27 protein-coding genes are annotated in these 24,725 nt (G+C 71.4%); 12 read left to right on the forward strand and 15 right to left on the reverse strand.

The annotated features are described in order from the left end of the window. Positions 1–58 precede the first annotated feature (58 nt). Both CP982_RS01845 and CP982_RS01850 read right to left on the reverse strand, forming a co-directional pair. Entirely contained in the window at positions 59–277 is a 219-nt protein-coding gene (locus CP982_RS01845) for an MbtH family protein (protein WP_170316321.1), read from the reverse strand. A gap of 494 nt (positions 278–771) precedes the next feature. Then, entirely contained in the window at positions 772–2,364 is a 1,593-nt protein-coding gene (locus CP982_RS01850; RefSeq protein WP_150508826.1) for a hypothetical protein, read from the reverse strand. A 276-nt stretch (positions 2,365–2,640) separates the two neighbouring features. On the opposite strand from CP982_RS01850, the gene CP982_RS01855 reads away from it, so the two are divergent. Beyond that, a complete protein-coding gene (locus CP982_RS01855; protein WP_170316322.1) occupies positions 2,641–2,922 on the forward strand; it encodes a peptidase inhibitor family I36 protein in 282 nt (93 codons plus the stop codon). A gap of 233 nt (positions 2,923–3,155) precedes the next feature. After that, entirely contained in the window at positions 3,156–4,082 is a 927-nt protein-coding gene (locus tag CP982_RS01860) for a ketopantoate reductase family protein (RefSeq protein ID WP_150508828.1), read from the forward strand. Between the two features lie 29 nt (positions 4,083–4,111). On the opposite strand, the gene CP982_RS01865 is transcribed toward CP982_RS01860, so the two are convergent. After that, positions 4,112–5,053, reverse strand: coding sequence for an alpha/beta hydrolase family protein (locus tag CP982_RS01865; protein ID WP_150508829.1), 942 nt, complete (start codon positions 5,051–5,053; stop codon positions 4,112–4,114). Positions 5,054–5,325: 272 nt separating this feature from the next. On the opposite strand from CP982_RS01865, the gene CP982_RS01870 reads away from it, so the two are divergent. Then, positions 5,326–5,865, forward strand: a complete 540-nt coding sequence (locus CP982_RS01870) for a TetR/AcrR family transcriptional regulator (RefSeq protein ID WP_150515256.1) — start codon at positions 5,326–5,328, stop codon at positions 5,863–5,865. Between the two features lie 55 nt (positions 5,866–5,920). On the opposite strand, the gene CP982_RS01875 is transcribed toward CP982_RS01870, so the two are convergent. Then, positions 5,921–6,268 carry a hypothetical protein gene (locus CP982_RS01875; protein ID WP_150508830.1) on the reverse strand — a complete coding sequence of 116 codons (348 nt, stop codon included), beginning with the start codon at positions 6,266–6,268 and terminating at the stop codon, positions 5,921–5,923. Between the two features lie 224 nt (positions 6,269–6,492). Here CP982_RS01875 and CP982_RS01885 point away from each other — a divergent pair, with 224 nt between their 5' ends. After that, positions 6,493–7,212, forward strand: a complete 720-nt coding sequence (locus tag CP982_RS01885; RefSeq protein WP_150515257.1) for a dienelactone hydrolase family protein — start codon at positions 6,493–6,495, stop codon at positions 7,210–7,212. Positions 7,213–7,253: 41 nt separating this feature from the next. Here CP982_RS01885 and CP982_RS01890 read toward each other — a convergent pair whose 3' ends face one another. After that, positions 7,254–7,445 (reverse strand): hypothetical protein, encoded by a 192-nt coding sequence (locus CP982_RS01890; protein ID WP_150508832.1) that lies wholly within the window; start codon positions 7,443–7,445, stop codon positions 7,254–7,256. 124 nt (positions 7,446–7,569) lie between these two features. Beyond that, positions 7,570–8,082 (reverse strand): MarR family winged helix-turn-helix transcriptional regulator, encoded by a 513-nt coding sequence (locus tag CP982_RS01895; protein WP_150508833.1) that lies wholly within the window; start codon positions 8,080–8,082, stop codon positions 7,570–7,572. A 117-nt stretch (positions 8,083–8,199) separates the two neighbouring features. Here CP982_RS01895 and CP982_RS01900 point away from each other — a divergent pair, with 117 nt between their 5' ends. Then, complete coding sequence (locus CP982_RS01900) at positions 8,200–8,985, forward strand: alpha/beta fold hydrolase (RefSeq protein ID WP_150508834.1); 786 nt, start codon at positions 8,200–8,202, stop codon at positions 8,983–8,985. 145 nt (positions 8,986–9,130) lie between these two features. Here CP982_RS01900 and CP982_RS01905 read toward each other — a convergent pair whose 3' ends face one another. Continuing rightward, the gene (locus CP982_RS01905; protein WP_212669170.1) at positions 9,131–9,481 is read right to left on the reverse strand and encodes a hypothetical protein; all 351 of its coding nucleotides are present in this window, start codon (positions 9,479–9,481) and stop codon (positions 9,131–9,133) included. A gap of 546 nt (positions 9,482–10,027) precedes the next feature. On the opposite strand from CP982_RS01905, the gene CP982_RS01910 reads away from it, so the two are divergent. Then, positions 10,028–10,798 (forward strand): alpha/beta fold hydrolase, encoded by a 771-nt coding sequence (locus CP982_RS01910; protein WP_308294293.1) that lies wholly within the window; start codon positions 10,028–10,030, stop codon positions 10,796–10,798. A 27-nt stretch (positions 10,799–10,825) separates the two neighbouring features. Here the strand turns inward: CP982_RS01910 and CP982_RS01915 are convergent, their stop codons facing one another. Next, on the reverse strand, positions 10,826–11,095 hold the full coding sequence (locus tag CP982_RS01915; RefSeq protein ID WP_150508835.1) for a hypothetical protein: 270 nt from the start codon (positions 11,093–11,095) through the stop codon (positions 10,826–10,828). Positions 11,096–11,340: 245 nt separating this feature from the next. Between CP982_RS01915 and CP982_RS01920 the strand changes: the two genes are divergently transcribed. Both CP982_RS01920 and CP982_RS01925 read left to right on the forward strand, forming a co-directional pair. Continuing rightward, entirely contained in the window at positions 11,341–12,507 is a 1,167-nt protein-coding gene (locus CP982_RS01920; RefSeq protein WP_150515259.1) for a 4-hydroxybenzoate 3-monooxygenase, read from the forward strand. 39 nt (positions 12,508–12,546) lie between these two features. Continuing rightward, on the forward strand, positions 12,547–14,277 hold the full coding sequence (locus tag CP982_RS01925; RefSeq protein WP_150508836.1) for a methyltransferase: 1,731 nt from the start codon (positions 12,547–12,549) through the stop codon (positions 14,275–14,277). Here CP982_RS01925 and CP982_RS01930 read toward each other — a convergent pair. Continuing rightward, complete coding sequence (locus CP982_RS01930; RefSeq protein WP_229879231.1) at positions 14,249–15,550, reverse strand: MFS transporter; 1,302 nt, start codon at positions 15,548–15,550, stop codon at positions 14,249–14,251. The genes CP982_RS01925 and CP982_RS01930 overlap by 29 nt on opposite strands. 136 nt (positions 15,551–15,686) lie before the next feature. On the opposite strand from CP982_RS01930, the gene CP982_RS01935 reads away from it, so the two are divergent. Together CP982_RS01935 and CP982_RS01940 are read left to right on the forward strand one after the other, a co-directional pair. Beyond that, positions 15,687–16,142: a winged helix-turn-helix transcriptional regulator gene (locus CP982_RS01935; protein WP_150508837.1), complete on the forward strand. Its 456-nt coding sequence runs from the start codon at positions 15,687–15,689 to the stop codon at positions 16,140–16,142. Between the two features lie 109 nt (positions 16,143–16,251). Further along, the gene (locus CP982_RS01940; RefSeq protein WP_150508838.1) at positions 16,252–17,478 is read left to right on the forward strand and encodes a cytochrome P450; all 1,227 of its coding nucleotides are present in this window, start codon (positions 16,252–16,254) and stop codon (positions 17,476–17,478) included. A gap of 52 nt (positions 17,479–17,530) precedes the next feature. On the opposite strand, the gene CP982_RS01945 is transcribed toward CP982_RS01940, so the two are convergent. The 5 genes from CP982_RS01945 to CP982_RS01965 all read right to left on the reverse strand — a co-directional run bounded on the left by CP982_RS01945 (position 17,531) and on the right by CP982_RS01965 (position 22,093). Further along, positions 17,531–18,793, reverse strand: coding sequence for a cytochrome P450 (locus CP982_RS01945; protein WP_150508839.1), 1,263 nt, complete (start codon positions 18,791–18,793; stop codon positions 17,531–17,533). Continuing rightward, complete coding sequence (locus CP982_RS01950; protein WP_150508840.1) at positions 18,790–19,410, reverse strand: GTP-binding protein; 621 nt, start codon at positions 19,408–19,410, stop codon at positions 18,790–18,792. The genes CP982_RS01945 and CP982_RS01950 overlap by 4 nt, the downstream gene beginning before the upstream one ends. Further along, positions 19,391–19,747 (reverse strand): DUF742 domain-containing protein, encoded by a 357-nt coding sequence (locus CP982_RS01955; RefSeq protein ID WP_144000803.1) that lies wholly within the window; start codon positions 19,745–19,747, stop codon positions 19,391–19,393. Before CP982_RS01955 ends, CP982_RS01950 begins: the two co-directional genes overlap by 20 nt. After that, entirely contained in the window at positions 19,744–20,163 is a 420-nt protein-coding gene (locus CP982_RS01960) for a roadblock/LC7 domain-containing protein (protein WP_150508841.1), read from the reverse strand. The genes CP982_RS01955 and CP982_RS01960 overlap by 4 nt, the downstream gene beginning before the upstream one ends. A 124-nt stretch (positions 20,164–20,287) precedes the next feature. Beyond that, complete coding sequence (locus CP982_RS01965) at positions 20,288–22,093, reverse strand: sensor histidine kinase (protein ID WP_150508842.1); 1,806 nt, start codon at positions 22,091–22,093, stop codon at positions 20,288–20,290. Positions 22,094–22,918: 825 nt separating this feature from the next. On the opposite strand from CP982_RS01965, the gene CP982_RS01970 reads away from it, so the two are divergent. Next, the gene (locus CP982_RS01970) at positions 22,919–23,470 is read left to right on the forward strand and encodes a hypothetical protein (RefSeq protein ID WP_150508843.1); all 552 of its coding nucleotides are present in this window, start codon (positions 22,919–22,921) and stop codon (positions 23,468–23,470) included. Between the two features lie 9 nt (positions 23,471–23,479). Continuing rightward, complete coding sequence (locus tag CP982_RS01975) at positions 23,480–23,926, forward strand: PPOX class F420-dependent oxidoreductase (RefSeq protein ID WP_150508844.1); 447 nt, start codon at positions 23,480–23,482, stop codon at positions 23,924–23,926. A gap of 33 nt (positions 23,927–23,959) precedes the next feature. Here CP982_RS01975 and CP982_RS01980 read toward each other — a convergent pair whose 3' ends face one another. Beyond that, entirely contained in the window at positions 23,960–24,718 is a 759-nt protein-coding gene (locus tag CP982_RS01980; protein ID WP_150508845.1) for a helix-turn-helix transcriptional regulator, read from the reverse strand. Positions 24,719–24,725: the final 7 nt, after the last annotated feature.

The following is a 24,725-nucleotide window of genomic DNA, read 5'->3' on the forward strand; positions in this document are numbered from 1 at the left end:
GTGACGGCGGCGACGGCAGTGGCGGGAACCGCTACTGCCGCGCCGCGTCACGCCGTGTTCAAGAACCCGCGGATTCCGTCTCCCGGGCCAGGCTCAGCGGGCGCATATCGGCCCAGTTCCCCTCGACATAGGCGAGGCAGGCCTGCCGGGCGTCCGGCCCGAACCGTGCTTCCCAGCCCGCAGGGACCTCGATCTCCGCAGGCCAGAGCGAGTACTGGCCCTCGTTGTTCACCAGGACCCGGTACTGGGCGTCGTCGTCTTCGAATGGATTGCTCACACTGCACCTCTCGGCATGCGCGGAGAGGGACGCGGACGGGGACACACCTGTCCAAACACACAGCAAGCCGCGCCTGAACAGACAACAGGCAGCGGTCATTTACTTCATGCCAGAGCGGCAAAATCCCCCGTAAGCGGCCGTTGCACACGATGGTGACGGCTCCGCACATCCCCCAAGTTCTGTTACTCAAGCGCCCGTTACGGATCGCTCGACCAGCCTGCACTTCCCCCGTTCTCGGCGGCGATGATCACACTACGTGGGACGCGAATCAAGTTCAACCGTGACCGGCATCACGAAACGCCTGGTACACATAGGCGAGTTAACCGAAGGAAGAGCGGGTACAGGAACGGTTAAATCCGGGGAATGACAATTGACGGCTCGCGGGAGACTGCGGTATCGGGCCACAGCGCGAGCCACGTACGCGCCGACGACAAAGGCGGCCCGCACCGGATGGCTTCCGGTGGGGCCGCCTCGGGTGCGGGCCTCAGTGCTCGCTAGCGGACGTCGACGTAGTCCTCACGGCCGTGGTCCGCGTAGTGGGAGGCGTCCGTGTCGGTGTAGCGCATCTGCCAGGTACCGTCCTGCCGCGCGGTGAACTTCCTGCTGAACGTGCCGTCGCCGAGCGTCTTGGTGCTGCCCAGCTCCTTCCACGCGGAACCGCTCGTCGCGGCCTTGAACCAGACGCGGATCTTCTGCCCGCCGTACGGCCGCCAGGTGGATCCCGACTTCCGCATCAGGCCGCCCTTGGCCGTGACCGTCGCCCCCTTGCGCACGCCTTCGGGCGTGACGCCGTCGTTCCACACCCGCGTGTACGTGCGTCCCAGCTTGCTGCTCGAACCGTTCACGTCGGCGTTGACGAGGCGGAGCCGCCAGTGGCCGCCCGCGTCGGCCTTCTTCGGCGAGGACGCCGTGAAGGAGGCACCGTACGCGGCGTCGAAGGTGCCGGTGCTCGACCAGGTCCCGCCCTCCGGGCGGTGGTCGATGGAGACCTTCGTCGTGGCCCCCTTCGGATACGACCCCCGGGTGACTCCGAGCTTGCCGGTGAAGGTGACCTTGCGGTACTTGCTCACCTCGGCCTCGACGTTCGACAGTGCGCTCGTCCGAGGGGGCGCGGCCAGCGTGAAGGTGTGCGGGGTCGGCGCCGTGAACCAGTTCCAGGCGGTCGGCCGGATGCTCACCTGCCCGCCCTGCTTAACCGTGTACCGCGTGGAGAAGGTGCCGTTCTCCCCGCTCTGCACGGTGGCATCGGTGCCGATGTTCACCTCGGCGGCCAGGGGCTTCTCGGTGCCGTCGTCCGCGATGCGGGTGAGCTTGCCGCGGACCGGAATGTCACTGCCGTACGGTGCGGTGACCGTGCCGCTGGGAGCGTCCACCTTGAGGTTCAGCGCCTGCTGGTGGAAGGGCAGCTTGAGCGACTCGTGCTGCTGGTCGAACATGTACTCGTACGTGGTGTCGGTGCTGCGCTCGTTGAAGTACGCGTCGGACGTGAACCGGCCCGTCGCGTCCGTCCACACCCAGCCCTCGCCGCGGGACTCCCGGGCGCGGTAGTACATGCCCACCCCGGCGAACGGCTTCACCTCGTGGGTGTTGGGGTCCTCGGCCACCAGGGATCCGGAGATCTCCAGCGAAGAGTGGTCGTAGGAGATCCGCGGGTGGTTGCTGCTGAGGGTCAGCCTCGGGTTCAGACCGTAGTTGAGGAAGCCGGTCGACCGCTGGACGACCTCGTTCGGCTGCCCTTCCCTCGCCACGACGTCGATCACATAGGCGCCCATGGCGGGCAGGGTGACCGGCCCGGACCGGAAGGTGTCCTCGTAGCAGTCGCCCGTGTCCGGGCAGGTCTCGGTGCCGTCGAGGCGGAGGCTTGCGAGGACCTTGGTGTCGTCCGGCGCGTGGATCTTGAGCGTGACGTCCTTCGGGTGGAAGCGCGCGGACATGTGCTCATAGAGGGCGTAGACCTTGCCGCCCTCCAACAGGGTCTCCGTACGGCTGCGGGAGCCACCGTCACCCGCGTGCGCCGCGGGCACGGCGACCAGTGTGGCAGCGCAGGCCACGAGGCTCGTGGCCATCACCGCCGAGAACTTCTTCAAGATTCCCCCATGGGGTGTTGCTGTTCGTTGTCGCGCCTTTGACCTGCGAGGCGGGCGGATGGTTGTGCGAGCCCCGGGCTGTCGACACCTCGCTGAGCTGGGCCGTTGACCGGGCGTTGAGCGGGTACGCCCTTCCGCGAGGCCATCGGCGCGGCCACGCACGGCCGGGTCACCGACGCGCCCGCGTCACCGAAGGCCGCCGCCTCGGACAAGGGCTTCGTCGCCGAGCTGAACGGTTCCGCGGCCCGACCGCGCGCCCGGGCGGCGGCCTCCTCGGTGATCATCGGGATCGTCTACAAGGACTGGAACTACGGCGGTGAGTCGTGGACGTTGACAGCGGACAGCGGCTGCGCGGACAACCAGGCCGGGGACTGGTTCCTGGACACCCTCACCGGCGGCTGGGAGAGGTCGATCAGCTCGCTGATCCCCGCGGGCAACTGCTGGATGCAGCTCTTTGAGGACCCGCACTACCAAGGCACGGAGAAGACCTATAAGGGGTCGGCCCCGTACGTCGGGGACGCGATGAACGACAAGGCCCGCTCCGTCATCTGGTACTGAGCCGACCGACGGCCCTCGCACAGCACGGGCACGGGCACACGGCAGCGGTAGGCCCGCCTGACCCAAGGTTTACCTTGGGTCAGGCCAAGAAGACTCGAGGATTGACTAGCCTCTTGCCTCCCCTCGATGATCTTCTCGGGCCCGGGGCGGCAACCTGTCCCGCCCCTCCCGCCAGGTCCGGACGAGGCCGAAGCGGCGGGACAGGTGCCGACCCGTGAATCGAGAGGACCCCCATGCCCCACACCGCACCGCCGCTCAGCGGCGGTTCCCGTCCCGTCCCGCCCCGCTCGACGGTGGCAGTGCTCGGCCCCGGAGGGATCGGCGGCCTCCTCGCCGCGCTGCTCTCCCGCGCCGGGCACCGCGTGATCTGCGTCGCCGCCGAGGAGACCGCACGCACCCTGCGCCGCGACGGCATCCGCGTGCACAGCGCGCAGTTCGGTGACTTCACCGCCGCCGTCGAGGCGGACATGCTGCTGCGTGAACCCGTCGACCTGTGTCTGGTGACGGTCAAGCAGACCGCGCTCGACGCGGCGCTCGACCGCGTCCCGCCCCATCTCCTCGATGAGGGTTACGTACTGCCGCTGCTGAACGGCGTCGAGCATCTGGACACCCTGCGGAAGCACTTCGGCGCGGAACGGGTGACACCGGCCGTGATCCGCGTCGAGTCCACCCGCACCGCCCCGGGCGTCATCGAACACGGCAGTCCGTTCCTGGAGATCGACCTGGCCGTCCGGCACGAGCCCCACGTCCCGCTCGCCGCGTTGCTCACCTCCGCCGGGGCGGACACCCGCGTCGTCCCGGACGAGAACGCCGTGCTCTGGGCCAAGCTGGCGTTCCTTGCCCCCTTCGCCCTCCTCACCACCCGCTACGGCCTGCCGATCGGCGACATCCGGTCCGCGCGCCGCGCGGAGCTGGAGGCCCTGGTCGAGGAGACCACCGCTGTCAGCAGGGCCTGCGGCGCGCCGACGGACGCCACCGGGATCCTGGCCCGCTACGACGCCTTCCCGCCCGGCAGCAAGTCGTCGATGCAGCGCGACGCGGAAGCGGGCCGCCCGCTGGAACTCGACGCGATCGGCGGGGCCCTGCTCCGAGCGGCCGACCGACACGGCATCCCCATACCACTGGCGGAACGCCTGATGGCCGACCTGGAAGGCCGCTGAGCGGCGCCCGCTCCCGCGACCGGTCCCGGCTACTTGCTCTGCAGCGTCCCCAGCGGCCCGGGGTCTTCTTCCAGCGCGGCGGCCGCCGCCTTCCAACCGGTGTCCTCGGGGTAGAGGGCGCTGCGCAGAAAGGCCGTGCTGAGACGCTGGATCAGGGCGACGCGGGCGGGACTCTCATCCGTCGTCTCGGCGACCTCGTATCCGGGGATGCCCCCGAGCGAGTGCTCGGCCTCGAACAGCGTGAGCAGGCTCTTGTTCCCCGGGCTGTAGGTGTAGGGGTCGGTGAACCAGTCCGGTCCGCGCGTGGACAAGTGGGACCGGTCGTTGTCCCCGGCGACGATGAGGGCCGGCGCGGTCATGGTGTCGAAGGACGGCTTCATGAAGGGGAGGTGCTCGATGGCGAACGGCGTGAGGCTGTCGCCGAGGCCGGTCAGCGCGAGCAGCACACCCGCCTTGACGCGGGGGTCGGACAGGTCCTCCCCGGGTACGCCGTCGGAGTCGAGGACTCGTGCGCCGAGGAGCGTGCTCGCCGTCTGCGCGCCCCAGGAGTGTCCCGCCACGGCGACGCGGTCGCGGTCGAGGCGCCCGGTGAGGCCGGGCACTGCGGCTTCCAGCAGGTCGAGTCCGTCCAGGACGCGCTTGAGGTCTTCGACACGGAAGCGCCAGACGCGCGGCGTACGGGGATCGTCGGCGGACAGCCCGAGCGTCCTTGAGTCGAGGTGGGTGGGCCGGACGACCACGAAGCCGTGCGCGGCCCAGAAGTCCGCCAGCGGGGCGTAGCCGTCCATCGACCAGCCGAAGCCGTGGGAGAAGACGATGACCGGCAGATCCCCGCCGGTCGCGGGGGCGGACACGCTGACCTGCAGGTCCTCGCCGCGGCCCGGCGCGGGCAGCACGACGGGCTTCGCGGATATGACCAGTGCGGGCGCGCCCGCGGTCTTCCGGGCGTTCGTGGTGTTCGAGTCGGACATGGAAGTGCCTTCCGTTCGGTGCTTCGCAGTCGTGGCGCGGCGGGACGAGCGGCCAGTGGCGCCGGGCAGGCCGGGTCGGGCCCGCGGAGGGCACGGAGCAGCCGTCTGGTCGGCCACCCCGCGGTCTGCCATCATGAATGAAACGGAACCTCGTTCCGAATACGATACGGAACGACGTTCCGCTTTGCAATACCAGGAAGGATGTCACGGTGGACGACGGCAAAGGCAAAGGCAACGACAACGGCGAGGGCGCGGCAAGCGCGGCCAGGCCCATGCGCAAGGACGCCCGACGCAATCAGCAGACCCTCCTCGACGCGGCCGCGGCGGTCTTCGTCACCTCGGGTGTGGACGCGCCGGTACGCGACATCGCGGCCGAGGCCGGGGTGGGCACGGGCACGATCTACCGCCACTTCCCCACCCGGGCGGACCTCGTCATCGCCGTCTACCGCCACCAGGTCGACGCCTGTGCCGAGGCCGGGCCGACCCTGCTGGCGGCCGGCCCGACACCGCATGCCGCCCTGGGGCAGTGGGTCGACCTCTTCGTCGACTTCCTGGTCACCAAGCACGGCCTGGCCGCCGCGATGCGGGGGGACAGCTCCGGCTTCGAGGCGCTGCACACCTACTTCCTCGACCGCCTCGTGCCGGTGTGCGCCGAACTCCTCGGCGCGGCCGCGGCCTCCGGCGAGATCCGCTCCGACCTCGACGCCTACCAACTCATGCGCGGCATCGGAAACCTCTGCATCGGCGCCGACAGCGACCCCCGCTACGACGCGCGCCGCGTCGTGGCGACCCTCGTCGCGGGACTCCGCTGACGGTCTCAGCGACGGAAGCGCGGAGGCGGGCGTACGGCCGGTGACCGCTACGGATTCAGCTCTCCGTTTCGGACGCGAACGCCTGCGCAAGGCCGCGATGCCTGTGCGCGACCAGCTTCCCCTGGGCCGGGCTGATCGTCGATCCGGGCATGCGGCTCAAGCGCTCGACCTCTTCGGCGAAGCGCAGGTGCTCCTGCCGCGCGTGCTCGCGGCAGGCCAGGCAGGTGACGCGATCCGGACGCGGAGAGGTCATCGCGTACGGCACTCGCAGACCGCACCCCGTGGCCACGTGGCTCGGCAGGTCACCGACGAGGCCGAACGTGGAAGCGATCACGTTGCGTTCGGCGCCAGCGGCGTGGACCACCTTCACCTCGACGTGGATGTGCGGATCGTGCCCGCCCATGGGTCCTCCCTGTGCCTGCCGACCGCTCAGAGCGAGAGTGCCCCGAAAACCCGTTGGCGGACCACGACGGCCACTGCTAGCTTTCCGGAGGCCGTGCGAGAGAACGAGGAGGTGGTACCCGTGAACGCAGTATCGACATGGGTGCTCCCCTCCGGGGTCACGGTCGGGCGATAGGTCGTCCGGGAGCGCCGTCCAGCGCATTCCCGAAAGGCCCGACCATGCCCCTGCACTTCACTTCCGAGCAGCGTCTCGACGACGGCGTGCTCGCACGCGAATTCACCCTCGGCGAGATCCCCGGCACCCTGTGGACTCCTGAGTCCGCGCCGGCTCCGCTGATCCTGATGGCCCACAACAACGGCCTGCCCAAGGCGCAACCCCGGCTGGTGGCCCGGGCTCGGTACTGCGCGGCGTACGGCTTCGCGGTGGCCACCATCGACGCCGCCGGGTGCGGCGACCGGCCCCGTTCCGCCGCCGACGAGCAGGCTCGCGCGGACCTCCGCCGGGCGTTGCGGGCGGGTGAGCCGGTCGACGAGATCTTTGAGTCCCTCGTCGCCCCGCTGGTCGAGAACGCGGCCCCGGAATGGCGGACCGCCCTGGACGCCCTCCTCGCGCTGCCCGAGATCGGCGGCCCGGTCGGGTACTCCGGGTGGACCGCCCTCGGCATCCGCCTCGCGGCGGTCGAGCCGCGCATCGCGGCCGCCGGCTTCTTCGCCGGGGGTTACGTGCCCCACGCCCAGCGCGAGGAGGCCCGGCAGGTCACCATTCCGCTGCTGTTCCTGCTTCAGTGGGACGACGAAGGGAACCCCCGCCAGCGGGCCCTTGACCTGTTCGACGCCTTCGGCACCAAGGAGAAGACGCTGCACGCCAATCTGGGCGGGCACACCGGAACCCCGTGGTTCGAAGCGGACGACGGAAACCGCTTCTTCGGCCGCCACCTGATGTAAGACCCGGTCGGCTGACCCGCGGGTACCCGGGTACGCGCGGGTCAGTGCCCGCCCTTCGCCTCCTCGCACGCCTCCGGCTCGGCCTCGTCCCCCTGCGGCCGGTCCTTCAGGGCGGCGACACAGTCGTTGACCCGGTCGTCGTACGAGGGCTGGTTGAGCCAGAGGACGAGACCGGTGAGGCCTCCCGCGACGGCGAGGACGCCGGCTGGGATGAGGACGGTTGAGCGGCGCATGGGTCCCCCCGAGGACGGTGTGAAGACCGGAGCGTAGCGGCGCGAGGACCGTGATCGGGCGGGAACGGCGAAGGCCCGCCGCACCCCGGTGGCGGCGCGCACCGGGGAGCGACGAAGGGCGCGATCAGTCGGGGCGGGACGAGGCCGGGGTGTCGCCGTAGGACTCCAGCATGGCGCTCATGCCCGCCGCCAGCTGTGCGCGCTCCTGGGGGCCCAGGGCCCGCAGCAGGCGGGCCTCGTTGGCGATGTGCAGGGGCAGGACCCGGTCGATGACGTCGAGGCCGTGGTCGGTGAGGCGGATCTTCACGGAGCGCCGGTCGCCTTCGGCGCGGGTGCGGACCACGAGGCCCTTGCCCTGCATACGGTCGACGCGCAGCGTGATGGCGCCCGTGGTGACCAGCGACGTCTTGAGGAACGCACCGGCGGTCAGCTCGTACGGAGCGCCCGAGCGCCGGAGCGTGGACAGCACGTCGAACTCCCCCGGTTCGAGATCATGGCCGGCGAGGAAGTCCTTGATCTCCTTGTCCCACATGCGGGAGATGCGCATGAGGCGGCCGACGATGCCGACGGGCCAGAAGTCGATGTCGGGACGCTCCCTGCCCCACTGCTCGATCACCGCGTCCACCGCGTCAGCCATGAGCCCTCCAAGTTCCAGGAGCAAATTAGCTTAGCACTGACTTAATTGACACTCAGGCAAGCGCTCATTATCTTAGCACTCATCAAACGAGCACTAGCCATATGAGCGGTGAGTATCATGCCCTACACCTCGGCACACGGCACCCGAGTCCAGTACGAAGTCGACGGCGAAGGCCCCGGGTTGGTCCTCGTCCACGGCACCGGAGGCGACGCCGAGAAGGTCTTCGGCAACGTGGTGGGCCAGTTCAGCGGGGACCGCACGGTGGTGCGCCCCAACTTCAGCGGCAGCGGAGAGACCGTCGACGACGGGTCGGAGCTGACCGTCGAGCTGATCTCCGACCAGGTCGCCGCGGCGACGCGCGACGCGGTCCAGGGCCCGGTCGACCTGCTCGGCTTCTCCTTGGGAGCCGTCGCCGCCGCGGCAGTCGCAGCCACCGCCCCCGGCCTGGTGCGGCGCCTCGTCCTGGTCGGAGGCTGGGCCCACTCCGGCGGCCCGCGGGACGGCTTCTACTTCGAGACCTGGCGCAGGCTCCTCGACACCGACCGCGAGCTGTTCAAGCGGTTCTCCACCCTCACCGGCTTCAGCCCCGCCACCCTCGACCGGTTCGGGCACGAAGGACTCGCCCACTCCCTCGCGGACGCGTGGCCGCCGCCCGGCATCGGCCGCCAGATCGACCTCGGCGCGCGCGTGGACATCCGCGGACTCCTCCCCCGCATCACGGCGCCCACGCTGGTCGTCGGCCTGGGAGGGGACGCCATGATCCCCATGGAGGGATCACGGCAACTGGCCGCCGCGATCCCCGGCGCCCGCCTCGTGGAGCTCGACGGCGAAGGCCACATGGACTGGTTCGCCGACCCCACGGGGCTGGTCGAGCTCACCCGCGACTTCCTCGACGCCGACTGACCCCCATCCACGGGGAGACACCGGCGGCCTCGAAGGGGTACGACACCGACCGCCCCTCAACCGCGGCTCCCCCACGGCGCGCCGCCCCCGGCCTCATCGCTGAAGCCGGGGGCGGCGACCGCATGCGCAGTGGCACTGGAGGGGTCTAGCCATGCGGGCGGGACTGGTGGGGCGTCTGGTGAAGAGTGCTGTCCAGCGAGTCCCGGGCAAGCGAGTCCCGCGCACCGGACTTGGCCAGGCCCCGGCTGACCAGATATCCGATGGTCAGCAAGGTGACGTACAGCCACGCCTGATCCGCCGCGAAGCGGTCGCTGCCCCCGTCCCCGTCGCCCACTACCGCCGAAGCGATGAGGACGGCGATGACGGAAGCCGCGTAGACGAACAACTCCGTTGTCCTGAAGGCAGGTTTGGTCTCCAGCGCGGTGCGACGAGCCACGGGAACCGTGGCCTGTGACGGGCCGGATTCCGGGTAACCGGCGGACGAGGCAGCGGTCATCGCGCTCTCCTAGTAGTCGCTTGTCGCCCGGCGGGCCGCCAGGCTGGCGAGCGAGTACCCGACCCCCCTGCGCGACACCGTGGGATTCGGGGCCTTCCCGAAGCACCCCGCCCCCTCGGTGCTGACCGGCGGCCGCGGCAGCCGCGAGAAGGCGGTCGGCGCCTGGACGGGGCGTAGTTCTTCCCCCTGCCGGATCGACGCGTTCACGGCGCCTCCCTGCGCGATGCGCCCTCGGCGGCGTTCACAGGGCGTCGGCGTGCTGCGTACCGCCGCTACGCACCCGCTGTACGTGGCACCGTCCAGGCGCTGGCGGTCGACTTCACCCGGGCGCCCGGCGTACGCGGGGGCATGCGTTCGGTACGGCGTACCGGGCGGTCCGGCGCGAGGGGCGAGACCGTCAGCGTGACGTCGTTCCTCCGTACGCCAACCGGATGTAGAGCGTCCGGTACCGCACACCGCGGCGGGTGGCCGAATGGCCCCATTCCCAGGGAGGGCTGCTCGAAATTCGCCGATCTCGACGTCAACGTCGGCGCTAGCATGCGCGTTATGCGTGAATTCTTCACAGCTGATCAGCGGCAGTTGTCGTTCCTGGACTTCGGTGGTCCGGGGCGCCCGCTGCTGGCATTTCACGGGCATTACAACGAGGCCTCCACCTTCGCCCCGCTGGCCGAGGCGCTGGCTCCGCAGTGGCGGGTCATCGCTCTGGACCAGCGCGGGCACGGCGAGTCCGACCGCGCTCAGAGCTATCAACGGGCGGACTACGTCGCTGACATCGCGGCCTTCCACCGCCACCTGGGAATCGGTCCAGTGGCGGTTCTCGGCCACTCCATGGGCGGCGTGAACGCCTATCAATACGCCGCCCGGCACGCCGACCGGGTCACCTCGCTGATCGTCGAGGACGTCGGCGCCGTCGTCGACGCCGACTGGTCGATGACCACTTGGCTGCCTCTCCGACAACCGTCACGTCAGGCGCTGATGACGGGGCTCGGCTCGGTGGCGCCCTATCTCGAGTGCGCCTTCCGTCAATCCGACGACGGCTGGGGGTATTCGTTCGACATCGACGACACGGTGCGGTCTCACAAAGCCCTCACCGGTGCTTACTGGAGCGACTGGGAATCGGTGAGCTGCCCGACCCTGCTGATCCGGGGAGCGGACAGCGTCGTACTGACGCGGGATCACGCCCGGGAAATGATCGCCCGCCGAGCCGGTCGGGCCGAGCTGGTCGAGCTTCCCGCCGGGCATGTGGTGCACGGCGACGTACCCGACGAGTTCGCCGCGACCGTTCGCGCCTTCGTCGACCAACTGACCACTGCCTAAGGCGTACGGCAAGGGCGGCGGTCGCCCTCAGCTGTCGTCCGCGGCCTGCGCGATCGCCGCCTTCAGGAGCCCCACCGTGGTGGCGGTCGTCGCGGCGCGCGCCGCGTCCTGGTCCATGCGCTCGGCCTCCTCAAGGAGCACCACAGCGGCCTGGAGCACGCCCACGTGCACCGGCACCGTGCGCAGCGCGGCGAGCGCGGCCTCGGCCCGGTCCGTCGCGGTCACGGAGTCGGCCTGGGGAATCAGCGCGAAGACACCGCGCCCCAGCGCGCGGTCACGGGAGGAATCCAAGTTCACCTGAGGATTCTCCCCCACCGGGTTCGGCTGGTGACGGCCGATCAGGAACTCGCCGCCGAAGCTGCCCGGATGGCCGACGCCACCGCCGCCGCAGCCTCGTGCAGGGGGCGCCACCCGCGAACCGTGCCCAACCCACGTAGTGCCACGACCGGGTGAGTCCTTGGTCAGAGGAGCAGATTTCCATGCATAAGATCTGCTCCGTGACAGAAGGTCAGCAGTTGCCCGCCGTCGACGGCGTGGCCGACGTGGTGGTGCTCGGGGCGGGGCCGGCCGGTCTGGTCCTCGCCAACCTCCTGCTTGCGCGCGGCATCGACTGCGTCGTGCTGGAGCGGGCCGACCGCGACAGCCTCCGGGCGCGGGCCCGGGCCGGGTTCCTCGCGGCCAACACCGTACGGATCCTTGAGCGGCACGGGTTGGCCGACGGCCTGCTCCGACGCGGGCACACCCACAGCACGTGCGAGTTCCGTACCGAGGACGGCCGGTTCCGCCTCGACTACAGCACGCTCGGGCAGGGGGAACCACACACGGTCTACCCCCAACAGGACCTGGTGGCCGATCTGCTGACGTACTACCAGGCGGCCGGGGGACGGATCCGTTTCGGCACCGAGGCCACGGCCGTCCTTGACGCGGACGGCGACGACCCGTCGGTGAGCGTGCGGACGGCGGAGGGCAGGCCCGGTCGGTGGCGTGCGCGGTACGTCGCCGGGTGCGACGGCCGGCACGGGGCAGGGCGGCGTTCGCTGCCGGGCCACGCGGTCCGCCGCTTCCACCGCGACCACCGCGTCACGTGGCTGGGCCTGCTCGCCGAGGCACCGCCCAGCCTCGACGCCGTCGGCTACGCGGTGCACGAGCGGGGCTTCGCCGGGCACATGGCACGCACCTCCGAGATCACGCGCTACTACGTGCAGTGCGAGCGCGGCACCCCGGCCGACGCCTGGTCGCAGGAGCGGATCTGGGACGAGCTGGACCTGCGGATGCGGGCCAAGGAGTACGGGCCGCTGCGCCGCGGCCGCATCGTGCAGCGCACCGTCGTGGACCTGGAGTCGGACGTGCTCGAACCGCTCCGGCACGGCGCGCTGTTCCTGGCGGGTGACGCGGCGAGCCTGATCAGCCCGTCCGCCGCCAAGGGAGCGAACCTCGCGGTCCTGGAGGCCGAGTTGCTCGCCCGCGCCCTGATCGACGACCTCACCCGCGGGGATTCCATCGGGGTCGAGAGCTACTCGGCCCGCTGCCTCGACCACATCTGGCGTGCGCAGGAGTTCTCGCACTGGATGGTCGAGCTGTTGCACGGCGCGTCCGGCGGGGACGGCGACGCGCACTTCCTCAACTCCATGCGGCGCTCCCGCATGGCCTCACTACGCACCTCGCGTAGCCAGCAGGACTGGTTCGCCGAGCGCTACGTCGGCGTGTGAGACCTCCCCACCGAAACGTTCCGGAATGAGGACGCCCCGTTGATCACGGCGTTGTCGGACGACACGTCGCGCCTGCGCGCGACCGTCGACTTTGTCACCCAGCAGGACAGCGAGTCCCTCCTGCCGCTCCTGTTGCCCGGGCTCGACGTCGCGGAGCTGCGCTCGCTGGTGCGGCGCTGTCGCTTCGCGCACGCGGCTCTGCTCGTCTTCCCCGCCCACGCGCGGGCGCTGGAGGCCACGTTGGCCGAGTGCGGCCTGGTCGCCCAGGCGCCGCCCCAGCCGAGCGTGGTGGTACGGGAACGCCTGGCACTGCGTCACCGTCGTACAGCGGACGACCTCGATGTCCGCATCCTCCGCCCGGTGGTGCTCGGCCGTGACGGGCAGCGCCGCACGGTCGAGGTGTTCGCCCTGACCGTACCGCCGGGCTCCGACCTGGAGGAGGTCGCGGCGCTCGAACTCGCCCGGCACGACGAGGCGCACGTCGCCTTCGAGGTGCTGGCCCCGGACCCGCTGGTCCTTCGCGGTCTGCGCTCGTCCTTCGCCCTGCACGGGGCGCTGCCGGACGGCGGCGGCTACAACCCGCACGAGAACGGCACGGTGTTCTACTTCGCCACGCCCGCCGCGTCCGAGGCCGGCTACCGGCGCATCGAGCTGTACGCCCCTGGCGACCACCGCTGCCAACTCGCGGCACACCTGGCCGAGTTCCGCAGCCGACAGCCCGCCGAGACGATGTTGCGGCTGCTGACCGGTGCCTGGACGACGCAGGCGCTGACCGCGCTCGCCCAGTTGCGGGTGGCCGACGCGATGGACACCGATCACGCCGTGGACGCCGGGGCACTGGCGAGCAGGGTGGACGCCGACCCCGACAGTCTGGCGGTGCTCCTGCGCTATCTCGCCACCTTCGGTGTCGTCACCCAGGACGCGCCCGACAGCTTCCGGCTCACCTCCCTCGGCGCGCTGCTGCGCGCGGAGGGTTCGGGCTCGATGCGGCCCCTGGCCCTCATGTACGGCGGGCCGTTCTATCAGTCCTTCGCCGCCCTCGCGCACACGGTGCGCACCGGGCAGGTCGCCTTCGAGCACCTCTTCGGCGCCAACCACTTCGACCACTTCGCCGCCGATCCCCACCTCGCCGAGCTCTTCGACCGGTCCATGGCCGCGAACTGGCGCATGTTCGAGCCGCTTCCCGCCCACCCGGTGCTCGCCGACGCGGCCCGCGCTCCGGGCGGAGCCACGGTGGTCGACATCGCCGGTGGCAACGGCGAACTGCTCAGCCGCGTCCTCGACGCCCACCCGAACCTCGACGCCGTACTGCTCGAACGCCCGCATGTCGTCGAGGCCGCCCGCCGTCGCCTCGGCACGGCCCGGTGCCGCTACGTGGCGGGGGACTTCGCGGACGTACCGGCGGGCGCGGACGTCTACCTCCTCTGTCGCGTGCTGCACGACTGGGACGACGATCGGTGCCGGGACATCCTGCGCCACTGCGCCCGTGCCATGCCCGCCGACGCCGACCTGCTCATCGTGGAACGCCTCCTGCCCATCGACGACTCCCCTTCCCTGGCCACCGCCTGGGACCTCCACATGCGGTGCAACGTCGGGGGGCGCGAACGCACCGCCCACCACTACGCCGAACTCCTCACCAGCGCGGGCCTCTCCCTGATCGGACACCGGCCGCTACCGCTGGACGGCCACGTCCTGCACGCCCGCAGGGCCACTCCGGCGCCGACGGTCGACCGGGGCACGGTCAGCCGGAGGCCTCCCGCGCAGGGCTGACCCGCGGGCCCCGCGTGCGGGTGAAGGCCCACAGCAGCAGGCCGAGGCAGCTGAACGCGGCGCCCAGTGCGCAGACGGCGCCCCACCCGACAGCCGTGTAGAGGGAGGTCGCGGCGAGGGCGCCCGTGGCGCTGCCTATCGAGTAGAAGACCATGTATCCGCCGATCAACCGGCTGCCCGCGTCGGGGTGGAGGGCGTAGATCAGGGTCTGGTTGGTGACGTGGACCGCCTGCACGGCGAGGTCCAGGAGGATCACCCCGACGACCAGGGCCCAGAGCGAGCTGCGGGTGAGGGCCAGGGGCAGCCACGAGACGGCGAGCAGGGCCAGGGCGATGCCGGTGGTCTGCTGGGAGCGGCCGCGGTCGTTCAGACGGCCCGCCACGGTCGCGGCCAGGGCCCCGGCGACACCGATGAGGCCCAGCGCCCCGATCGCGCTGTGGGACATGAAGTACGGGGCCTCGCTGAGCGGCAGCGCGACGCTGCTCCACAGGGTGCTGAAGGACGCGAAGACCAGCAGGCAGTACAGGGCCCGGAGCCGCAGCAGTCGTTCGCGGGCGAACAGGGTGACCGTGGAGCGCAGGAGTTCTCCGTAGCGCAGGGCGGTCGGCGCGGCGGCGCTGTGGCGCGGCAGGACTCGGTGCAGGACCAGGGCGAGCAGCCCGGTGAGCGTTGCCGAGGCGGCGTAGACGGCGCGCCAGCCCGCGAGGTCGGCGATGAGGCCGGAGGCGGTGCGGGCGAGCAGGATTCCGGTGACCACGCCGCTGGTGACGAGTCCGACGACCCGGCCGCGCCCGGCCGCGGGCGCCAGTGAGGCCGCGAAGGCCACCAGCGTCTGGGTGACGACCGCGAGGAGCCCCGTCGCGGCCATGCCTCCGAGCAGGATCGCCGCCGTGGGGGCGGCGGCCACCGCCACCAGGGCGAGCATCAGGAGCAGCAACTGGACGGCGATGAGCTTTCTGCGGTCCACCATGTCGCCGAGCGGTACGAGGAAGAAGAGGCCCAGGCCGTATCCGACGTGTGTGAGGGTGACGACGCTGCCGACGAGGGCCGGGCTCATGCCGAGGTCGTGGCCCATCGTCACCAGGAGCGGCTGGGAGAAGTAGACGTTGGCGACGGCCGCTCCGCAGGCGACGGCGAACAGGATGACGACGCCGCGCGACAGGACGAACGCGGCGCCCGCTCCGACGGCGCCCTCTTCGGTGGCTCCTTCCCTGGCCGCTCCCTCCCTGACGGGCCCCGCCCCGACCGGCACTGACTCACTGTTTCCGGGCATCCGGACCCCTCCGCACTCTGGTTTCATCTTGCTACCAATGACGATGGCGACGGTAAGCCTTTTTGGTAGCATGTTGCAACCAGCGCAAGAACGCAGAGCGCAGAGCGCTTGAGCACACATGAGAGCGAGGGACGCCATGGTGACCAGGACGCGCTTCGACGACAGCGAATGTCCCGTCGCCCGGTCCGTGGACGCGATCGGCGACTGGTGGTCCCTGCTGATCGTGCGGGACGCCTTCGACGGAAGCCGGCGCTTCGGGGAGTTCCAGCGCAGCCTCGGGGTGGCGAAGAACATCCTCACCGCGCGGCTGCGCACCCTGGTCGCCGGCGGCGTCCTGGAATCCGTCCCGGCCTCGGACGGCAGCGCCTACCGCGAGTACGTACTGACTCCGAAGGGCAAGTCCCTCTTCCCCGTCATCGTGGCGCTGCGGCAGTGGGGCGAGGAGAACTTCTTCGCCCCCGGGGAGCCGCACTCGGAGCTGCTCGACCGGCGCCGGGGAGAGCGGCTGCGCCCTCTGGAAGTGCTGGCCGCGGACGGGCGACGCCTCGACCCCGACGACACCGCGGTCCGCAAGGTCTCCCCCGCGCAGTGAGCTTCGGCAGAGGACCGCTCCCGGGAAATCCAGGCCCACGGGCCCTGTCGGTTCCTTTTCTTGATCAATAGGGTGGCCCCGCCACGCAGTTGTTCCCCTAAGGAGCCCCGTGTCCACTGCTCAGTCCATACCGGACATCCTCTCGGCCGAGTTCGCCGCCGACCCCTACCCCGTCTACCGCGCGCTGCGGGAGCACGCCCCGCTCCTGTGGCACGAGCCCACCAAGAGCTACGTCGTCTCGCGCTACGAGGACGTGGCCCGGGTCTTCAAGGACAAGGAGTCGGTGTTCACCACCGACAACTACGACTGGCAGCTGGAGCCCGTGCACGGGCGGACGATCCTCCAGCTCAGCGGGCGCGAGCACGCGGTGCGCCGGGCTCTCGTCGCCCCGGCCTTCCGGGGCAGTGAACTCCAGGAGACGTTCCTGCCGGTGATCCGCCGCAACTCCCGCGAGCTCGTGGACGCCTTCCGGGACCGGGGTTCGGCGGACCTCGTGGCGGAGTACGCGACCCGCTTCCCCGTGCACGTCATCGCGGACATGCTGGGCCTGGACAAGGCGGACCACGCGCGGTTCCACGGCTGGTACACGAACGTGATCGCCTTCCTCGGCAACCTCGCGGGCGACCCCGAGGTCACGGCCGCGGGCGAGCGCACCCGCGTGGAGTTCACCGAGTACATGCTGCCCATCATCCAGCGGCGCCGCGCGGAGCCCGGGGACGACCTGTTGTCCCGGCTGTGCGCCGCGGAGGTCGACGGCGTGCGCATGAGCGACGAGGACATCAAGGCGTTCTGCAGCCTCCTCCTCGCGGCGGGCGGCGAGACCACGGACAAGGCGATCGCGAGCATCTTCGCGAACCTCCTGGCCCACCCCGAGCAGCTGGCCGCGGTGCGCGCCGACCGGTCCCTGATCGACCGGGCGTTCGTCGAGACGCTCCGCTGGACCCCGCCGGTCCACATGATCATGCGGCAGACCGCGGCGGAGGTGGAGCTCGCCGGTGGCACCGTCCCGGCCGGGGCCACGATCACCTGCCTGATCGGCTCGGCCAACCGCGACGGCGCGCGCTACCGCGACCCGGACCGCTTCGACCTCTTCCGTGACGACCTCACCACCACGACCGCCTTCTCCGCGGCGGCCGACCACCTGGCCTTCGCCCTCGGCCGGCACTTCTGCGTGGGCGCGCTGCTGGCCCGCGCGGAGGTCGAGACCGGCGTCAACGACCTGCTCGACGCGCTGCCCGACCTGCGGTTCGCGGACGGCTTCGCCCCCGAGGAGCGCGGTGTCTTCACCCGGGGGCCGCAGACGCTGCCGGTGGTCTTCACGCCGGTGGGGCGCTGAACGACGCCCGTACCGGTCACGGCGTTCCGCCCCGGCGGGCGGAACGCCGACGCTACTGGGCCACCGGCGTGAACTGGACGGGCAGGGCCGTCAGTCCGCGCATCCACACCGAAGGACGCCAGGTGAGAGCGGCCGGATCGACGCCCAGGACCAGGTCCGGCAGCCGCTCCAGAAGCGTCTCCACGGCGGTACGGGCGATGACGTCGGCGAGCAGCGGAGCCGGGTAGGGGCAGCGGTGTTCGCCGTTGCTGAAGGACAGGTGCGCGGAGTTCTCCGAGCCGACGTGGGCGCCGGGCCACAGCTGCGGGTCGGAGTTGGCCGCGGCGAGGCCGAGCACCAGGCAGTCCCCGGCGCGGATCTGACGGCCGCCCAGCTGGGTGTCGCGCACCGCCCAGCGGCCGATGAAATTCTGCGTGGGGGTGTCGAGCCAGAGCACCTCGTTCAGGGCCTGGCCGACGCTGAGGCGGCCCCCGGAGACGTTCAGGGCGAACCGCTCGTCGGTCAGGAGCAGCCGCAGCGTGTTGCAGATCCAGTTGGCGGTGGGCTGCTGGGCGGCGGCGATGATCGAGATCAGGTCCTGGACGATCTCCTCGTCGGTGAGCCCGGCCGGGTGCTCCAGCATCCGCGAGGTGACGTCGGCGGCGGGCCGCTCGCGCCGCTCCTTGACCAGCTGGTGCACGCGCTCGCCGACCCGCCCGTACGCGGCGACCGGATCGTCGCCCTCGGCGGTGTCGAGGGACATCCGCAGGTCCTCGACGAGGCCCTCGGTGTCGGCGGTGCCCGGCGGCATGCCGACCATGTGCACGGCGGCGCGCATGGCCAGCGGGTGCGTGTAGGCGCTCATCAGCTCGGCGGCGCCGCGGCCGGAGAAGGAGGCGATGAGCTGGTCGGCGATGTGCACGCACTCGCGGCCCAGCTCGAACTGGTCGACGCCCTCCAGGGCTTCGGTGATCACACCGGCGCGCTGCCGGTGCTCCGCGCCTTCGGTGAACAGGACGGACGGCTGGTAGCCGACGAAGGGCATCAGCGGCCAGTCGGCGGGTATCCGGTCCCACTGGTTCCAGCGCCGCGAGTCGCGTGCGAACAGCTCGTCGTGCGCGGTGACGTAGCTGACCTCGGAGTAGCCGAGCACGAGCCAGGCGGGCACGTCGCCGTCGAGGAGGACGGGGGCGACGGAGCCGTACCGGCCGCGCAGGTCGCGGTAGAGCTCGAAGGGGGTCTGCTGGTACTCCAGGCCGCTGAGGGGCACCGCGTCGCCGTGTGCGGGGCAGCCGGGCGGGGTGCCGGGCGCCGCCGGTCCGGTGGCTTCGGTCATGCTGTCAGTTCCCGTTCCCGTGCCAGGTGGTGGAGGTGGTCGACGAGGGTGATGAGCACGTCCTTGCCGGAGGAGCGGACCCGGGCGTCGCAGTCGATGAGGGGGACGTGCGCGGGCAGCGCGAGGGCGGTGCGGATCTCGTCCAAGGAGTGATAGGCGTGCTCGCCGTCGAAGCGGTTCACGGCGACGACGAAGGGCGTGCCGTGGTGTTCGAGCCGGTCGATGGCGTACCAGGAGTCGTCCATCCTGCGGGTGTCGACGAGCACCACCGCCCCGAGCGTGCCGGAGAAGAGGCGGTCCCACAGGAACCAGAAGCGCTTCTGGCCCGGCGCGCCGAACAGATAGAGCACGAGCCGGTCGTTGAGGCTGATGCGGCCGAAGTCGAAGGCCACGGTGGTGGTGGTCTTGGCCGACTCCGTCGGCACGGGGTCGACATCCTCCCCCGCCCGCGTCATCACCTCCTCGGTGTTGAGCGGGCGGATCTCGCTGACCGAGCGGACCAGGGTCGTCTTGCCGACCCCGAAGCCGCCCACCACGACGATCTTCAGGCCGGACTCGGCCGTGTCGCGCAGCGGTGTCCGTGCCTCGGGCGGCAGCTCAGAGGTTGCGGAGCCCATGGAGCACCTCCGTGAGAAGAGCGGAATCGGGCAGCGCGGCGGACGCCGCCACGCGCGGGTGTCGGGCAGTGATGCGGCCGGTGGCCTGGAGGTCCTCCAGCAGGATGCGGACGACCGTGATGGGCAGCGACAGTTCGGCGGCGATCTCGACGACGGCCGTCGGGTGACGGCACAGCTCCAGGATGCGTACGTGCTCCGACTGCTGGCCTGTGGACGGCTCGCACTCGGACACGATCAGGGTCACCAGGTCGAAGGCGCCGCCGTCGGCACGGCTGCGACCTCCGGTGATGGTGTACAGACGATCCGGGTCGCCCACGTCGACGGGCCGCCGGCTCATGACGCGGCGTTCGTGTGGCCCTGGCCGCGCGGCTCGGCGCTCAGGTGCTCCCCGATCTGCGCCACGAGCTGGCTCATCTGGTTGCCCACCACGCCGGGGTCGGCGTCCTCGTCGGCGATCACGGCGAGGTGCGCGCCCAGGCCCGCGTCCACGACGAACAGCAGGCCGCCGTGGAACTCCGTCATGGAGTGCCGTACGCCGCCCGTGCCGTCCCCGAACTCCATCGACGCGCCCTGGGCGAGCGCCTGCATGCCGGAGCAGATCGCGGAGAGCTGGTCCGCCTGGTCCAGGGTCAGGCCGGGGCTCCAGCACAGCTTCAGGCCGTCCCGGGAGAGGACGAGGGCGTGCCGGGTGCCGGGGGTGCCGTCGAGCAGGCTCTCCAGGAGCCAGTTCAGGCTGTTGTCGGTGGTCGTCATCGTGTGTCGGGGCCGTCACCGGGAGGTGCGAACGCCCGTGCCTCCCTTTCGGTGTGCGGGGCGGGGGTCGAGGAACGGTCCTCGCGGTCCTGCGGGGCGGGCCGGTCCGCGAGGGGGCGGGCGGCTACTCGGCCCGCGGCGGCCGCGGGTTTTCGCCCGTGTCGGTGGCGGCCCGGCGGGCGCGGTGGAACGCGCCGAACCGGTCCCCGATGCTCTGCGGGGAGCGCTGCCGTTCGTCCTGCGGCGCGCCTTCGGTGCCGGTCGGCTCGGCGTCGTGGCCGGCCTGCCGTTCAGCGGCGGTGCGCCGTTCGGTCGCGGCGTGCGCGGCGGCCATCGTGCGGCCGGGGCGCCGCACGGGCAGGCCGCCGGGGGTGGCCTGCGCGGCGCCGGACGCTTCGGGTCCGTCCGCCGTGCCGTCGGCGGTGGCCTGCTCCGGAGGAGTCGGGGCAGCCGGGGCGACCGGGGACGGCAGGGAACCGGTGCGGCTCGCCTCGATGGCCTCCGGCACGACGGTCTGGTCGGGCTCCGGGGCGGCGGGGGCCTCCACGGCGGGAACCGCCGCCGTACGGGCGCTGTCCGGCTGGGGCTGCTGTGCGAGGAGCTGCGGGGGCAGCAGGATGACGACGCCGGTGCCGCCGCGCGAGGAGGGGCGGAAGTTCACGCTGACGCCGTACTTGACGGCCAGTCGGCCGACGACGGCGAGCCCGAGCCGGGTGCCCTGGAGGAGCGCGAGGTCGGCGGCCTGCCCGGACACCGACTCCTTGGCGCGGCGCAGCGCCGCCTCGGACATGCGCAGGCCGCTGTCCTCGATCGTGACGACGACGCCGGTGCGCGACTCCTCCACGTAGACGTGGACTTCGTCGGTGGGCGGCGAGAAGTTCGCGGCGTTGTCCATCAGTTCGGCCAGCAGGTGCATGACGCCTTCGGCGGCGAAGCCGACGACGGCCGCCTTGGTGGAGCTGTGCAGGCGTACCCGCTGATAGGCGGCGATGCGTCCGACGGCGCCGCGCAGGATGCTCTCCATGACGATCGGCTTGTTCCAGGCGCGGCTGGAGCGGCCGCCCATCAGGAGCGCGAGCCGGTCGGTCATCAGGCCGAGCTGCGACGTGCTGTGGTCGAGCCTGAGCAGATCGCCGAAGACGTCCTCGCCGTGGCGGTCCTGCATCTCGCGCAGATCGGCGAGCATGCTCACGGACTTGGCCTGCACCCGGCTCAGCGCCTTCGCGCTCGCGGTCTGGGCGGCGGCGGCGCGCCGCTCGCTCAGGGCGAGTTCCCGCACGGCGGCCTCGGTCAGGTCGCGCAGGGTGGGGTCGGCGGGCCAGGTCACGCTCGCGAGGGCCCGGTCCACCGAGGCGCCGCCGCGCAGCGCGGCGACGACCGCCGGGAGGGTCTCACCGGCGAGGAGCCGTACGTCGTCGGTCACCCGGGTCAGGTCACCGGCCGTGTGGTGCTGTGCCGCCGCCGCGGTGGCGGCACGCCGCTCCGCGTCGGAGAGGACGGTCACGCAGACGTTCAGGAGCTCGCGGTACGCCGGTTCGGCGGGGGGCCGGATCTGGTGCAGGGCGTCCTGCGGTCCGGCGCCCTCCTGCAGGGCCCGTGCCACGGTCGGCAGGGTCACCTGCGCCATGTGGATCACCTCGGCGCCCCGGGCGCCCAACTGCGTCTGCGCGCCGGTGAGCTGGCTCTCCAACTGCGCGGCGTGCGCCCGCAGCCGGGCCGCGCCCGCGCGGCCCGTCCAGACGACGACGGCCAGGAGCAGCCAGCCGACCACGGCCACGGCGGCCACCCAGCCGCGGGCGGCCGACGGCGCGAGCCCCGCCGCCGCGGCTCCCGCCACGGCGGCCGCCCCGAGCAGGAGCAGCGGCAGCGAGGACGCGGCTCGCGGAGTGCCGGCTATGCCGGACGGACGCCCATCAGCGGACAAAGTCATTCCGTGACCCCTCGGTCTCGGCACGGGGATGCAGGCTGTCGGCCCGCCCTCACATCGGTGCCGTCGCGAAGGAGGCCCGCTTCGGGCCGCGGCCCTCCGACGGCTGCGCATGGTCATGCTAATCGCAAGATCGCGTGGTGGTGGCAAGCACCGTGAACCAGAGGCTCCGCATCCCCGCCTTCGTCGTGAAAGAAGCCTTGGATGCCGAGCATGTGCTAGAGGAACCGCTCCCTCCCTCCGCCGCGCCGCTCACTGCCCACCACGAAGCTGAACGTTTCTGCGGACCGTCAGATACCGCTCCCCCACGCGCCGCAGGCAAACATCCGGTTCAACTCCGAACCAGTTAACGATCATTTTAAGCCATATGACACTGACGAACAGAGCCGCCCTGGCGCACCTGCCCTACGGCCGACGCCATCACCGACGAGACCGGACTCGCCACGGCTGTCATGAGTAGGCGTACTCAGGTGCGCCCCCCTCTCCGCGCGCCATGTTCGCCGCGGGGTGTAGCTCTCTTCCGGGGGCGGCCCCGATGGTTTGAGCTGGGAGATCGTGGTTGTGGGTGATGGCGGCGTGGCCGGGTCTCTACCGTGCGGGTGGAGGAGGCGACGCTGATGGGCTCGTTGATCGGGGAGTTGGAGGCGCGGGAGGCAGCGGCCCGGGCCCGGGCGCGGTCGCCGCCGTCCTCGACGAGTGACGGAACCGCCGGGGCCGCACCGTGCCGGGGGCCGAGCGGGGCGGGCCGCCCACCGACTAGCATCGCCGAGTTCGTGCCACCCACCGGCCCGGGCATCGCGGGACGGCGTACAGGGGAGCTGACACGGCATGAGAACGAAGAGCGCAGCGGCGTGGGCGGTAGCGGTGCTGATGCTCGGCGCAGCCGTCGGCGGCTGCGCCGAGCAATCGGACAAGGGACCGTCCGGCAGCAGCGCGAAGCACACGAAGTCCCACCGCGAACCCGAGGACAAGCCTGATTCACGGGTCGTCGAGGACGACGACGACCACACCGTCCTCGAACTGTCCGACGGCCGGCAGGTGTCCCTCCGCTTCACTCGCCGCGGCCTGGAGGCACAGCATCGCCACGCCTCTGACGACGTCTGGTCCGCCCGGAAGACGGTCTATGAGACCGGCACCAAACCGTGCCACGGCATCAGGGCAAAGGCGTACCGGGACACCGTGTGGCTCGCGGCCGGCTTCGGCGCGTACTGCAGGGACGGCGAAGAACCGCAAGAGGTGATCGCGGCCGTCGCCACCGGGGACCTCTCTTCCTGGACCACCGACCCGACCAAAAACACCATCGCCTGGCCGAAGGCCCGCATCCGCGACGGTGGCGCCCGAGTGGCCCCGCCGAGCAGTTCAGTCGATCATGATTGGTAGCCTCCCCCGATGACTGCGACGTTCAACGACTCCGTGCGCGCCCGGCTGCGCGCTCCCCTCATCTGGTACGTCGGCACCGTGTTCGCCGATGGAGCACCGCAGGTCAGTCCGATGTGGGTGGACCTGGTGGGCGAGAACGAGCTGATGTTCAACACCTCGGTGGGCAGGGTGAAGGAGGAGAACCTGCGCCGCGACCCCCGTGTCTACCTCTCGCACGCGGATGCCGCCGATCCCTTCGACCGCGTGCAGATCAGCGGCGTGGTGGACCGCTTCGTCGAGGGCGACGAGGCACACGGCCTCATGGACCGCCTCGCCCACAAGTACCTGGGCAGCGAGCGCTTCGAGTGGCTCATGCCCGGGGAGCAGCGGGTCGCGGTGATCGTGCGCCCCACCAAGGTCCGGCACATCGTCGGGGTGGAGCGCTTCCGTCCCGGTGGTCCGGTCCCGGCTTCCTGACCGGGGCCCGTGTCGCGCGCCGTCGGGCCCGTGTCAGCGGGAGGGGGCGATTCCCCAGGCCGCGGCACGGGCGGCGGCGGCCGCGCGGTTGGGGAGGTCCAGCTTGGCCAGGATGTGCTCGATGTGGGTGCCCACGGTGCGCGGCGTGATGTGGAGCCGCTCGGCGATCTCGCGGTTGGTGCCGCCCGTGGTCAGTTCGGCGAGGACCTGGAGCTCGCGGGGCGAGAGTCCCCCGGGCCGCGCGGCGGCCGCGGGGGCCCGCTCGGGCGGCGGGTCCGCCTGGCGGGCGACGGCCGCGGCGAGGGACTCGGTGAGCAGGGTGACCACGGCGCGCGCCGGGTCGGGCGCGCGCCGCGGCCGACGGGTGCTGACGTTCAGCATGCCGACGTACCGGCCGTCGGCGGCGAACAGGCACTGGGCGACGCCGTCCTCGATGCCGAGGGGGGACAGTACGTCCTGGAAGCCGGGGGACGCGGCCAGGAGCTGCCCGGGGACGTCCCTGAGCCAGAGGCCGCCCCGCTCCGGACTGCGGAGCACGGGAAACACCGGGTCGCGGTGGAGGCGGTTCTCGATGTAGGCCGTGGCGTCGTCCGGGTAGCTCCCGGCCAGGGTGGTGTGGCGCCGCAGCAGCGGATCCCACCTGGTCAGCGAGGCGTGGTCGTACTCCATCACCTCTGACAGCGCGCTCAGGACCGGGCCGAGGCCGCTCGCGCCGTTCGCAGCGCTCCTGGCGGCCTCGCGGACGTGGACCGCCGCGTCCAGGATGTCCGCCGTGCTCCGCTGCGCTGCCATCCCCCAA

It is taken from the genome of Streptomyces spectabilis (assembly GCF_008704795.1).
In the GTDB taxonomy this organism is placed as follows: Bacteria; Actinomycetota; Actinomycetes; order Streptomycetales; family Streptomycetaceae; genus Streptomyces; species Streptomyces spectabilis.